The sequence below is a fragment of the Streptomyces sp. NPDC008317 genome (genome assembly GCF_042955955.1).
Taxonomy (GTDB): Bacteria; Actinomycetota; Actinomycetes; order Streptomycetales; family Streptomycetaceae; genus Actinacidiphila.
The window spans coordinates 249,652-262,022 of record NZ_JBIBFQ010000001.1 but is presented as its reverse complement, the minus strand read 5'-3'; the positions used below and the strand labels follow the sequence as shown (position 1 = coordinate 262,022).

General features: G+C 73.9%; 12 protein-coding genes. 5 read left to right on the top strand and 7 right to left on the bottom strand.

Annotated features, from left to right (window positions below):
- Positions 1–248 precede the first annotated feature (248 nt).
- The 3 genes from ACFY9V_RS00980 to ACFY9V_RS00970 all read right to left on the bottom strand — a co-directional run bounded on the left by ACFY9V_RS00980 (position 249) and on the right by ACFY9V_RS00970 (position 2,990).
- On the bottom strand, positions 249–941 hold the full coding sequence (locus tag ACFY9V_RS00980) for a Fic family protein (protein ID WP_391158472.1): 693 nt from the start codon (positions 939–941) through the stop codon (positions 249–251).
- On the bottom strand, positions 938–1,537 hold the full coding sequence (locus ACFY9V_RS00975; RefSeq protein WP_391158469.1) for a hypothetical protein: 600 nt from the start codon (positions 1,535–1,537) through the stop codon (positions 938–940). The genes ACFY9V_RS00980 and ACFY9V_RS00975 overlap by 4 nt, the downstream gene beginning before the upstream one ends.
- 379 nt (positions 1,538–1,916) lie before the next feature.
- Positions 1,917–2,990 (bottom strand): WYL domain-containing protein, encoded by a 1,074-nt coding sequence (locus ACFY9V_RS00970; protein WP_391158467.1) that lies wholly within the window; start codon positions 2,988–2,990, stop codon positions 1,917–1,919.
- Between the two features lie 120 nt (positions 2,991–3,110).
- Between ACFY9V_RS00970 and ACFY9V_RS00965 the strand changes: the two genes are divergently transcribed.
- Together ACFY9V_RS00965 and ACFY9V_RS00960 are read left to right on the top strand one after the other, a co-directional pair.
- Positions 3,111–3,533 carry a VOC family protein gene (locus ACFY9V_RS00965; protein WP_391158465.1) on the top strand — a complete coding sequence of 141 codons (423 nt, stop codon included), beginning with the start codon at positions 3,111–3,113 and terminating at the stop codon, positions 3,531–3,533.
- Between the two features lie 9 nt (positions 3,534–3,542).
- Positions 3,543–4,661: a DNA glycosylase AlkZ-like family protein gene (locus tag ACFY9V_RS00960; RefSeq protein ID WP_391158462.1), complete on the top strand. Its 1,119-nt coding sequence runs from the start codon at positions 3,543–3,545 to the stop codon at positions 4,659–4,661.
- Positions 4,662–4,685: 24 nt separating this feature from the next.
- Here the strand turns inward: ACFY9V_RS00960 and ACFY9V_RS00955 are convergent, their stop codons facing one another.
- The 3 genes from ACFY9V_RS00955 to ACFY9V_RS00945 all read right to left on the bottom strand — a co-directional run bounded on the left by ACFY9V_RS00955 (position 4,686) and on the right by ACFY9V_RS00945 (position 7,306).
- Positions 4,686–5,276, bottom strand: a complete 591-nt coding sequence (locus tag ACFY9V_RS00955; RefSeq protein WP_391158460.1) for an exonuclease domain-containing protein — start codon at positions 5,274–5,276, stop codon at positions 4,686–4,688.
- 268 nt (positions 5,277–5,544) lie between these two features.
- Positions 5,545–6,471, bottom strand: a complete 927-nt coding sequence (locus ACFY9V_RS00950; protein WP_391158457.1) for a cysteine/serine endopeptidase inhibitor — start codon at positions 6,469–6,471, stop codon at positions 5,545–5,547.
- A gap of 184 nt (positions 6,472–6,655) precedes the next feature.
- Positions 6,656–7,306 (bottom strand): TetR family transcriptional regulator, encoded by a 651-nt coding sequence (locus tag ACFY9V_RS00945; protein WP_391159533.1) that lies wholly within the window; start codon positions 7,304–7,306, stop codon positions 6,656–6,658.
- 374 nt (positions 7,307–7,680) lie between these two features.
- On the opposite strand from ACFY9V_RS00945, the gene ACFY9V_RS00940 reads away from it, so the two are divergent.
- The 3 genes from ACFY9V_RS00940 to ACFY9V_RS00930 all read left to right on the top strand — a co-directional run bounded on the left by ACFY9V_RS00940 (position 7,681) and on the right by ACFY9V_RS00930 (position 11,025).
- On the top strand, positions 7,681–9,246 hold the full coding sequence (locus tag ACFY9V_RS00940; protein WP_391158455.1) for an MFS transporter: 1,566 nt from the start codon (positions 7,681–7,683) through the stop codon (positions 9,244–9,246).
- 254 nt (positions 9,247–9,500) lie between these two features.
- A complete protein-coding gene (locus ACFY9V_RS00935; protein WP_391158453.1) occupies positions 9,501–10,493 on the top strand; it encodes a hypothetical protein in 993 nt (330 codons plus the stop codon).
- A 100-nt stretch (positions 10,494–10,593) separates the two neighbouring features.
- Positions 10,594–11,025 (top strand): VOC family protein, encoded by a 432-nt coding sequence (locus ACFY9V_RS00930; RefSeq protein WP_355339936.1) that lies wholly within the window; start codon positions 10,594–10,596, stop codon positions 11,023–11,025.
- 169 nt (positions 11,026–11,194) lie between these two features.
- Here the strand turns inward: ACFY9V_RS00930 and ACFY9V_RS00925 are convergent, their stop codons facing one another.
- A complete protein-coding gene (locus ACFY9V_RS00925; RefSeq protein ID WP_355339939.1) occupies positions 11,195–12,160 on the bottom strand; it encodes a DUF1152 domain-containing protein in 966 nt (321 codons plus the stop codon).
- Positions 12,161–12,371 lie beyond the last annotated feature (211 nt).

Here is a 12,371-nt window from a genome sequence, read left to right as displayed (position 1 = left end):
GACCAATCTTACGGGCGGCCTTTCCGCGCCGCCTCCCGAGCGACCCCGCGCCCACCCGCGTTTCGAACGCGTTTCCGCCCCCTCTCGCGCCCCCTCTGACCTGCGCGGCGACCGTCCCTTCCGCCCCGCCCGCCGACGCCTGGCCGACGCGGCCGAACGTGCCGCAACACACACGAGGAGCCGCGAAGAGATGGCCGCGCGATGTCATCGCGGCGAACGTGCGGTGTACGGGAGATGTACGGCTGGGGTCAGACCGTTCTCCGGCTCGCCGACGGTCGCGCGAGGACCGCGACGAGCACGGCGAGATCGGCGGCTCCCGCCGCGTCGTCCGCGTAACGCGCGATCGTGAGCGGACCCACCTCGCGCAGGACGACGCCTTCGCGGGCGAGCACATACGTCAACGCCAGCAGCGCGGAACGGGCGTTGCCGTCGGCGAAGGGGTGGAAGAAGGCCACGTCCAGATACGTCCGGGCGGCGCGCGCGGCCAACGGCACGGCGGTGTCCGCGCTTTCGGCCAGGCACTCCGCGAAGTCCGCCGGGGTGCGCGAGTTCAGCCCGTACCGTTCCCGGCCGCCCTTCGCGTACGCGTCCCCGGTCCTGAACGCCGCCTCGTCCGCACCGAGCACGGTCCGCTGCCACCCGGCCAACAGGCCGAACGTCAGGGGCACTTCGCGTACGGCGTCGGCGCGGGCCGCCTCGTACGCGGCCAGCAGGCGGCGGGCGCGGACGGGGTCGCGGCGCCGGACGGGGCCCGCGCACCAGGCGGCGAAGCCGTCGACGGCCGGGGTGGTCCGGCCTGCCGTCACGTCGTCGGCGCCGGTGGCCGTCCAGTCGACCCGCCGCCGTACGCGGCACCAGGCCGCCAGCGCGTCGGGGCCGGTCCCGTACGCGCTCGCGGGAACGGCCGAGTCCCCGGGCGGCTGCGGCGCGGTGGACGTCATCCGCCGTCGTGCCGCTCTTCGAGGTGGCTGTACTCGCGGTGGTCGCGGTAGGGGAGGCGGCCGGTCAGGGCGACGGCCAGATCCTCGCCGACCGAGTCGACGAGCGTGGACGGCGGGGCGACCCAGCTCGTGAAGCGTCCGCCGATGGCGCTGTCGACCACGGCCGTGGCCTCGGCGTCACCCATTCCGCAGGAGGTGAGGTACCACCCCAGCACCAGTCGGCACGTTCCGTACCAGCCGCTCTCCGCCTGCGTACGGTCCACGACGCGGGTGACCAGCCGGACCGCCGCGCGTTCCAGGTGCCAACTGCGCTGCTCGGGGGAGGCGTCCGGCGCCGGGGCCAACTCCCTTAAGCGCTCAGCCAGTTCCTCCAGCCAGTCCCGCCACTCGGTCAGCGCGGCGACGGCCTTGGCCGCGGTCGCGTCCGGTGTCGTCACCGAGTGCGCCCCGCAGCACCAACTGCCGACCACACCGCCGTCGTTGTCGCCCTCGCCGACGCTCCAGTTCCACTCCCGCGCCCAGGAGCCGTACCGCTCGACGAAGAGCGCGGTGATCCGCGGCACGCAGCGGCGCTCCCGCGCCCACTTGCCCGCCATGCCGGACCGCACCTGCGGCACCAACTCCCTGACCAGCGCCTCGACTCGCGCCTTCTCGGCGTCGTCCCAGGCGAACGGGTGGCGCTCCGGGTCGAGTTCTGGCCAGGTGGGGACGCGGTACGGGGGCGGTGTGGCGGGTTGCTCGGCCGGTGTGGCGGGTTGCTCGGCGGGCGTGGCGGGTTGCTCGGCCGGTGTGGCGGGTTGCTCGGCGGGTGTGGCGGGTTGCTCGGCGGGTGTGGCGGGTTGCTCGGCGGGTGTGGCGGGTTGCTCGGCTGACGTGGCGGGCTCCGGGGGTGCGGGTGCGGGCGGGGATGCGGACAGCCGTCCAGTGTCGCGGCTCGCGCCCGTGTCCGCCTCCGGTTTTCCGGCCGCCGGGGGCCTACTGACCGGCGGTGGCGGCGAAGCGCCGGGCGAGGGTCGCGAAGGCGTCCTTGAGCGCGGGCGGCCCGATGACCTCGACGGCGGTGTCGAACTGGGCGAGGGCGGCGGCGAGCGCGGGCCAGGACCAGGAGCCGAGGGTGAGGCGGCAGCGGTCGGCGGTGAGGGGTTCGACGAGGCCGTCGCGGGCGTAGGGGGCGACGGCGGAGGCGGGCAGGTCGAGCACGACGACGCCGCGGCAGGGCCAGTCGGCCGCGCCCCGCGCGGGGGCCTCGGCGCCGCGGAAACGGGCGGTGACGAAGGCGGCCACGTCGCCGCCGGGCAGGTCGCGGGGGGTGAAGCGGGGTCCCGTGGGGGTGCGGGGGCGAATCCGGTCGGCGCGGAAGGTGCGCCAGTCGGCGCGGTCGAGGTCCCAGGCCAGGAGGTACCAGCGCCCGCCGCGCGCGACGAGGTGGTGGGGCTCGACGCGGCGGGGTGCGGCGGGGGAATCGGGCTCGTGTGTGCGGGGGGCGGCGGAGCCGGGCTCGTGTGTGCGGGCGGCGGCACCGGGCTCCTGCGCGGCGGGAGTCGCAGGGGCCCCGGCCTCGGGCTCCGGCGGGCCCGCGTAGTCGAAGCGCAGCACCTCGCGGGCGTGGACGGCGGCGCCCAGCGCGGTCAGGACGTCGCTGTCGGCGGTCGCGGCGCCGGGCGGCGGGACGGCCGTCACCTCCAGGGCGTCGATCCGGTGCCGCAGCCGCGCCGGCATCACCTGCCGTACGGTCGCCAGCGCGCGGGCGGCTGCCTCCTCGATGCCCGCGCCCGCCCCCGTGGCCATCCGCAGGGCGATGGCCAGGGCGACGGCCTGGTCGTCGTCGAAGAGCAGCGGCGGTAGCCGCGCCCCGGAGTCGAGCCGGTACCCGCCGTCGGGGCCCTTGGAGGCCGCGATGGGATAGCCCAGCTCGCGCAGCCGGTCCACGTCCCGGCGGACCGTACGGGCGCTGACGTCCAGGCGTTCCGCCAGCTCGCCGCCCGGCCAGTCCCTGCGGGTCTGGAGCAGGGACAGGAGGGAGAGCAGCCGGGCCGACGTTTTCTGCATACGTCCGATTCTCTCCCGAGTACAGGACAGAAACTGTCCTGTACGGGTGCGAGGGTGGGTCGCAGACCGGGAAACACGCAGGTCACGAAGGTTCGAACCCGACAGCGCAAGGAGCCACCCATGTCCGTCACGACCGCCACCCACCTGAATTTCCGGGGCGAGGCCCGCGCGGCGCTCGACTTCTACGCGTCCGTCCTCGGCGGGCGCCTCACCGCCGTCACGTACAAGGACGCCGGCGCCGTACAGGCCGAGAGCGAGGCCGACTGGATCATGTGGGGCGAGGTCGTGTCCGACGACGGCTTCCACGTCATGGCGTACGACGTCCCGTCGCACCTGCCCTGGGACCAGGGCCGTAACGCCTTCTTCGTCTCGGTGCGCGGCGACAGCGCCGAGGAGATCACCGCGCTCTGGGAGAAGCTGGCGGACGGCTCGACAGTCGCGCAGCCGCTCGCGCCCGCGCAGTGGGCGCCGCTGTACGGCATGCTCACCGACCGCTTCGGGGTCGTGTGGGTCCTGGACGTCACTGCCCCGTACGGCGGCTGACGCCTCGTCATGTCGCACGTGACGTCGTACGTGACGCCGCCGCTCGACAGCCGCGCCCTGAACCGGGCGACCCTGGCCCGCCAACTCCTGCTGGAGCGCTCGGACCTGCCGGTCCTGGACGCCGTCGCGCACCTCGGCGGCGTCCAGGCGCAGGAACCGCAGGAGCCGTTCACCGGGCTCTGGTCACGGCTGCGCGGCTTCCAACCCGCCGCGCTGGACGGCCTGTTGACCGGGCGCGAGGTGGTGCGCACCCATCTGATGCGCCGTACCGTCCATCTCGTCACCGCCGAGGACGCGCTCGCCTGGCGGGCCCGCCACGATCCGATGCTGCGGCAGCGCGTCCTGGGCACGTACCGCGACGAGTTGGCCGGGATCGACCTGGCCGCGCTGGCGGCGGCGGCCCGCGCCGTCGTGGCCGACGGCGGGGCCCGCACGATGGCCGAGATCGTCGCGGCGCTCGCGGACCGCTGGCCGGGCCCGCCCCGGCGCGTCCTCGGCGAACTCGTCGTCGCCGCCCTGCTCCCCATGGCGCAGCGGCCCCCGCGCGGCCTGTGGCGTACGAAGGCGGGTGTCCGCAACGTCCTGCTCTCGTCGTGGCTCGGCCGCGACATCGACCCGCCGCCTGCCGACGACGCGGCGGAGGACCTCGTCGGACAGGCGCTCGTACGCCGCTACCTCGCCGCGTACGGCCCCGCCGCCACCGCCGACCTGCGCGCCTGGTCCGGCCTCGCGGGGCTCCCCGCCGCGGTCGCCGCCGTACGCCCCGAACTCGTCGCCTTCCGCGACACCCAGGGCCGTGAACTGCTCGACCTCCCCGACGCCCCGCGCCCCGACCCGAGCACCCCCGCGCCCGTACGCTTCCTGCCCGCCTTCGACAACGCCCTTCTCGGCTACGCCGACCGGACCAGGATCGTGGACGACGCCCACCGCGGCCTGTCCGTCGCCGGTCAGCGCGTCGTCCTGGTCGACGGCCGCGTCGCCGCCACGTGGACGGCGGAGGCGCGGGGCGTCGCCGTCACCCCGCTCCGGCCGCTGCGGCGGGCGGAGCGCGACGCGGCCATGGACGAGGGCCGGGCCCTGGCGGCCTTCCTCACGGACGGGGAGAGCGACCTGGTCCGCACCGCGTAGGCGCGGCTTGAACGCGCCCTTTGTCTAAGGCTGTTGCGGTCCGTACGACTCCTCGCGCGTCGGCCACGCGTCGGCGCGCGCGAGGTCGAGGACGAGGGCGGCGATGTTCCAGGCGTCGTCCTCGCCCCGGTGGTGCCGCCCTTCGAGCGGCAGCCCGGCCACGCGCAGCGCCTCCGCCATCCCCGGCCGCTTGCGCAGCCCGTACCCTTGCGTGAACACCGCCTTCGCGTTCACATGCGACCTGCCGAAGGGGTACGTGACCTGCGTCGCCCGGCACTGCCGCGTGAACTGGTGCCGGTCGTAGTCCCCCCAACTCGCCCACACCCGCGCCCCCGCCAGGTGCTCCCGCGCCAACTCCCCGCAGGCGTCGGCGAACGACACCCCGCGGTCCACCTCCGCCTGCGTCAGCCCCGTCAACTCCGTGCAGAACGCGCTCACCCGCGACCGCACCGGCCGCACCACCCACCGGTGCCGCCCCACCCGCTCCCCGGCCGCCAGGTCCACCACGGTCAGCCCGATCTCGATGATCTCGCTCACCGCCCCCGGCGGCGGCTGCCCGTCCCAGCACGTCGCCTCGACATCCACGACATTCAGCAACTCCCCGCCCCAATTCATCCGTCGAGCATAGGAAGCCAGCCGCCGGACGCCGAACCATTTCCCGACCAGCCTTCGGCCGGGAGGTACGGGGACGCGTCGGCGTCTTCTACCGCGTCCGCGTCACCGGCGGCCGCCTCCGCCCCCAACAGGCCACGTGCCCCCGGTCCTGACCGGGGGCCTGATCCAGGACTGACCCCAAAGCGGACGTTCCCGGGAGGGTGCTTCGGGCGGCGGATCCGGGGGGGGGTGGCCGGATGTCTGGCGTAGGGGCCGGGCAACTGGGGTGTCAGCAGGGGCCGTTGTCGGTCCAGACGGCCCAGGAGGAGGGGTCGGTGGGGACGGCGTTGGTGGAGTAGTAAGTCGCCGTGAATTTGTGGCCGTTGTAGGAGACGGCGTTGCCGGGGACGTAGGAGGTGGACGGGCTCCAGGGGGCGGGGCAGGCGGGGGTGCCGCTGCCGCCGCCGGTGGTGGTGGCGGACAGGGGGGCCGAGGCGGGGCTGACGGTGCCGGAGGCGGTGGCGGCGGCGACCGTGTAGGTGTAGGCGGTGCCCGCGGTGAGGCCGGTGTCGGTGAAGGACGTGCCGCCGGTGGTGCCGACCTGGGCGCCGCCGCGGTAGACGGTGTACGAGGCCGCGCCGGAGACGCCGGTCCAGGACAGGGCGACCGAGGTGTCGGTGGTGGTGGTCGCGTGCAGGCCGGTGGGCGCGGCGAGCGGCGGGGGAGTGCCGTTCGAGGAGACGAACTGCCAGGTGATGCCGGTGACGACACCCGTCCCGAGCGGCGCGAACTCCGCGAACGCGGGCTGGCTCAGGTCGATGTGCGTCGCGTCGCACGTCGGGCACTTGTCGGCCACCGGCACCGTGAGCGTCTTGCCGTTGTACGTGACCTGGACCGAAATCCCGCCGCACAGAGGGTCGTTGTTGGGGTTGGCCGAGGTCCACCACTGGTACGACACCGCGACCAGATACTGCGTGGACGCGTCGATCCGCGTCCCGCACGCGCCGTACCCGACGTCGTTGTAGTACGTCATCGACCCGCTCATCGGCTGCCCGACCGGCACGGCGGCCACGGCCGGTCCGCCGGCGAGCAGCACGAGCGCCGAGGCACCCGCCAGGGCGCCGAGCCAGGGCGTGACGCGGCGCGTGACCCGTCGGCCGATCCGTCGCCTGACGCTTCGCCTGATACCTCGCCTGACACCTCGCGGAGCGCGCAATGTACCTCTCCTCTACGTCTGTTCAGAGTGGGGGGAGCCTGAGCAAGGCGTTGAGCACGGGGCGTACGGGGCGTACTTGGCGTACGGGGCTGACAGTACGCGAACAAGCCGCCGTGCGGTGGTGAGGCGGCGGCACACCGAACGGTTCAGGACGTCGTTGTCATGCCCTCCCACCGGGCACGGGTCACGCGCCCCCGCCCGGCCCCCGAGCCCCCGGCGCGCCCGCCGCGAGCAACCCGTCCACGAACGTCCGCAGCCCGTCGCGATACGTGTCCCGTAGGGCCAGTTCGTGCCACCGGCCGCTGACGGCCGCCAGGTGCGGCACCTTCTCCGCGTCGAACGTCTCGCGGAATACGGGCGGTTCGCCGCCGCTCGGCCACTGTACGGAGTGCGCGCGCACCAGGATCTCGCCGACCGTGTAGTACCAGATGCTGCGGAAGACGTGCACGGACTGCTCCTGCGTACAGCCGTGTTCGTCCGCCCCGGACACGATGCCCTCGACCATCCACAGCGCCGATTCGTCGAGCAGCCCGACGAAACCGTCCGTGGTCAGCACCTCCGCCGCCCACGGCCACGCGGCGAGCGCGTCGTGCAGCGCGGTGGCGGACGCGATGACGCGGTCGCGCGGATCGGCGGGGAGTTCGGGGCGTTCGAGCTGGCTGATGTGGTGTTCGAGCAACTGGACGAGCAGGTCTTCCTTGTCCCGGATGTGGTGGTAGAGCGTCGTCGGCCCGATGCCCAGCTCGGCGGCCAGCCGCCGGATCGTCAGCTTCTCCCAGCCGTCGCGGTCGATGAGCCGACGGGTCGCCGTGAGGATCTCCGCGCGGGAGGTCACGGGCGGGCGGCCGGTGCGGCCGTTCGGCGCGGGGGCGGCGCTTGCGCGCTTGGACGGCTTGGACGGCGCGGGCTGCTCGGACGGCTGGGGCGACGCGGGCTGTGTGGGCGGTCGGGGCATGGGCCCATCATGCCGCGCCGCCGCGCACGGGCCGTACGACGTACGCCGTGACCTGCGCGAGGGTCCGTCCGTACCCCTGAAGCGCGCCCCGGCCGCGTACGGCCGCCGTGCCCGCCCCGCGTACCCCGCCCCCCTCCCGATTCCCATCCGGTACATCCGGTGCTACTTTCGGAACACGTTCCTAAAGTCGAGGCGGCAGAGAGCGACGGCGCGCGCCGACGCCGAGAAACGGGGAGTCCGCGATGCGGAAGAGGATGAGGAAGAGTCCGAGCAGCAGCCCGATCGAACCGGGGGGTCCGGGCGGAGGTCCGGCAGGGGGTCCGGGCGGGGGTCCGGGCCGGGGCACCGGCATCCCGGCGCCCCCGACAGCCCCGCCGAGCGGGGCCCCGGCGGCCGTCCGCCCGGGGCTGACCCTCGCGGTCGTCGCCGTCGTCCAGTTCATGGTGTCGCTCGACGTGTCCGTCGTGAACGTCGGACTGCCCCAGATCGCGTCCGGCCTCGGCTTCGGCCCGGTCGGCCTGACCTGGGTGATCCACGCGTACGCCCTCACGTACGGCGGCCTGCTCCTGCTCGGCGGCAAGGCGGCCGACCGCTACGGCCGCAAGCGGGTGCTGCTGCTCGGGCTCGCCCTGTTCGGCCTGGCCTCCCTCGGCGGCGGCCTCGCCCAGAACCCCGCCCAACTCGTCGCCGCCCGCACGGTCCAGGGCATCGGCGCCGCCGCCCTCGCCCCCGCCGCGCTGGCGCTGCTGACCGGGACGTTCCCCGAAGGCCGGGCGCGCGTCAGGGCGTTCGGCGTCTGGAGCGCGGTCAACGCGGCGGGCGGCGCCTTCGGCGTCGTGATCGGCGGTTTCCTCACGCAGTACGCGAGCTGGCGCTGGGTCATGCTGGTCAACGTGCCAATGGCCGCGTGCGCGCTGGCACTTGCCTGGCGCGGGGTCACCGCGACCGCGCCGAACGCGCGCGCCGGCCGCCCCGACGTCCTCGGCGCCGTACTCGCCACCGCGGGCATGACGCTCCTGGTCTTCGGCGTCGTCCGCACCGACCGGCACGGCTGGACCTCGGGCGCCACCCTCTCGACGCTCGCCGTCGCCGTCGTCCTGCTGGCCGCCTTCCTCTCCGTCGAGCGGACCACGGCCCGCGAACCCCTCATCCGGCTCGGCCTGTTCGCCAACCGCTCGGTCTCCGGCGCGAACGCGTTCAACCTCCTGGTCGGCGCCGCCATGACGCCGTCCTTCTACTTCGTCTCCCTCTACCTCCAGGACATCCTCGGCAAGGGGCCCGCGCTGACCGGAGCGATGTTCCTGCCCTTCACCTTCGGCCTGATCGGCGGCTCCGTGCTCGCCATCAAGTTGGGCTACCGCTTCCCGCCGCGCACCCTGCTCGTCACCGGCGGCATCCTGACGGCCGTCGGGCTCGGCTGGTTCGGCATGATCAGCGCCGACGGGTCCTTCGCCGCCGACATCCTCGGCCCCTCGATCGTCGCCAGCGTCGGCTTCGGCCTCTGCCTCGGCCCGGTCGTCTCCACCGCCACGGCGGGCGTCGCGCCCCACGAGACCGGCACCGCCTCCGGCCTGCTCAACAGCTCCCGCCAGATCGGCGCCTCCCTCGGCCTCGCCGCCCTGGGCACCGCCGCGCAGCACCGCACGGGCGGACGCGCGACGCTCGGTGCGCTCTCCGACGGGTACGGGTTCGGCCTGACGCTGGGCGCGGCGCTGCTGGTCGCGGCCGTGGCCGTCGCCCTGACGGTGCTGCGGCGGACCGGGGCGCCGGGGCGTGAATCCCCGTCCGTGGAGCGGGACTTGGTGCCGACGGGGGACTGAGGGGGGACTGAGGGGACGGTACGGCCGGACGGCGGCGGTCGTACGGGGTCCGGTCGTACGGGTACGGCCACGCGGTGGCTCGGCTGTACGGGGGCGGGCTCTTTCCCGCCACCGTACGGTCAACTACCGGCCGAAGACGGCACTTTCGGGTCGGGTCAGGTTGTCATGGGCATGACCTCATGCGTAACGCGAGCCCCATGCACCACCCGGCCCTCCGAGAGGATCGCATCAGCGTGAGAAGTCCGAGAAGCCTCGTGAGCAGTCTGAAGCCGAAATCGACGGCGACCGTTTTCGTGACCGCGGCGGCACTGGCCCTGGGCTGCGGCCTGGGCACGGCCGCGGCGGCCCCTTCGTCGCCCGCGCCGTCCCTCGCGCCGTCCCCCGTGGCCGCCGCCGCCCCCGCGTGCGGCTCGGCGACGGTCTCCGGCCGTACCGTCAGCGGGGCGCTGCCCGCGGCCGAGGTCCACCGCCAGCTCGACTCACTGACGCGGCAGCACCGTTCGCAGTACGGGACGCCGTCCGGGATCGCGGCCAAGGGCCCGCTCGGTACGGCCTCCCCGGCCACGGGCACCGTCGTACGGCCGCTGCTCGACATCCACCCGGCGCAGGGCACGGCGTTCAAGTCGCTGTCCGGCTCGGACGGTTCGTGCGCCACCCAGTCCGTCTCGACCCAGCTCACGGTGCACGACAGCGGCACCACCATCTACACCCCGACGATGTACCCGGCGGGCGGCTCCTGCGTCGAACTCGTCACCGTCTACACGCGGACCGTCCGCTCGGTCTCCGCCTGGGACTGGTGCCGCAGCGTCAACTTCGCCGCCTCCGTCACCATCAACAGCTCCTTCCTCACCACCTACACCGGCGGCACCGGCTCCTACACCGGCCGCGTCGTCAAGACCTCCGCCGCCTCCAACACCTGGTCCGCGGACCTCTACAACTACTCGACCGGCCAGTGGGACACCCTCTTCGCCCAGTCCGGCGCCAACCAGTCCGGCCGCACCGACGGCTGGGACATCGAAGAGCTCTACTCCACGGTCGGCACCTCCGGACAGGCGTCCTCCTGCGCCGACATGGCCAACCTCACCTTCGAGTCCGCCAACATCGCCGTCCGCACCAACGGCACGTGGTCCCCCGCCTCCACCGCCAACGCCGACACCCACTACGACTCCCCCGCCGGCTCCTTCTACTGCCCCACCCGCACCTTCCAGATGCTCACCCCTTACACCCACTGGAAAGCCACCGGCTGACCTCCCGTCCCCGGGTGGCTCTGGCCCGAAGGGCCCTGGCTTGCCGCGCCGGGTCGGCGGGCCGGCCAGGGGTCGGGCGGGGCCCGGCTAGGGTGGGGTGATGGCGGCGATTCGGCAGATCCAGGTGACCTTCGACTGCGCGGAGCCCGAGCGGGTCGCGCGGTTCTGGTGCGAGGTGTTGGGGTACGTGGTGCCGGCGCCGCCGGAGGGATTCGGGACGTGGGGGGAGTACGACGCCGCGCAGCCTCCGGAGGAGCGGGGGTCGTGGTTCGCGTGCGTGGACCCCTCGGGGGCGGGGCCCCGGCTGTACTTCCAGCGCGTCCCCGAAGGGAAGGCCGTCAAGAACCGGGTGCACCTCGACGTACGGGTGGGCACCGGCCTGGCGGGGGAGGAGCGGCTGGCCGCCCTGGAGGCCGAGTGCGCGCGGCTGATCCCGCTCGGCGCGGTGCGCGTACGGCTGCTGTACGACGGCGGCAGCGACTCGTGCATCGTGATGCAGGACATCGAGGGCAACGAGTTCTGCCTCGACTGACGCGCTCGCGGGGACCCGCGCCGGAGGCGTCGGCCCGGAGATCGACGACCCGGAGCGCAGGGACGCGGTACTCGTCCGGCTCGATGATCGAGGACGAGAGGCACCCTCGGAGGGTGGCAGGACCCGGGTGCGGGCGGACGGTCTGGGTCTTGATCCGGCGGGATGCCGGTCAGTGGGGGTACGTGCGGGGCGGGCGTTGACGGGGGAGGGTGTCGCGGAACTGCTCGATGGCGGAGCTGATCTGGCGGGTGAGGTGGGTGTCCTCGATGCGGTCGAGGTAGAGGTTGCGGCGGGCGAGGCCGACGGCGTCGACGCAGAAGTAGAGGGACATGAGGGGGTTGATGAAGAGTTCGCTGCGCTTGGTGCGGGCGGTGAACTGGACGTCGCCGAAGTCGCCGCGGGTGGCGGCGGCGATGGAGCCGTGGACGATGCTCGGGTACTCGGGCGTGGACGCCTGGGCGTGGGCGACGGCGTCGAGGTAGAGGGCGCCCTCGCGGCTGGCGGGGGAGAGGGAGAAGGCCCCGAGGTAGGCGCCGTCGCGCTCCAGAGCGGCCAGATTCTCCAGTACGAGGGCGTGGTTGACCCCGTGGTACGCGTCCACGCCGAAGCCGAGGCAGGCGACGAGCCGTTGGGGGACCTCGTCCAGCGCGCGGACGGCGGCGAGGCTGGCCATGTCCTCCTCGGGGGTGCCGAGTCCGCTCTCGTCGCCGCGCATGAGGATGTCGGTGCCGCCGTCGACGAGGACGATCGCGTCGACGCCGCCGAGGTGGGCGATCAGCGCGCGGTACGCGGCTCGCAGCGGCTGGACTCCCGTCCGGTCGAAGGCGTGGACGGTGGACGGGAGGCCCTGACCCTCCAGCCAGCGCGCCAGCGTCCGCTCGGGGAAGTAGTCACCCCTGGCCACGGTGTCGGGCCCGATGACGGCCACGTCGTGGTCCAGCCACACGCCCAGGTCCAGGCCGTGCAGATCGGCGAACGACAGATTCGCCAGGTGCACTTCCTTGCCCTCGGCGCGCAGCGCGAGCGCCAGCGGCAGTCCGGCGTAGACGTCGAAGCCGCCGCCCGCGCCGGCGACGAGCACGCGCCGCGCGTCGCGCAGCCGCGTGAACAGGGCTGGCTCATGAAGGGAGTACACCCAGGGACGGTAACAGGAGCGCGGCACACGGCCGTTGAGGACATCCGCGGGTCATGACCCGACACCGCGCCCCGCACCGCGCGACGGGCCGAATCCCCGACGCGTCAAGCCAGTTGCCGCTGGCGCAGCACCGCGTGGTGCGACAGCGACGGCCCTCCCCGAGGGCGCTCCCCGCACTACGCTCGTCGCCTGACCGAGAGGCACTGGGGGT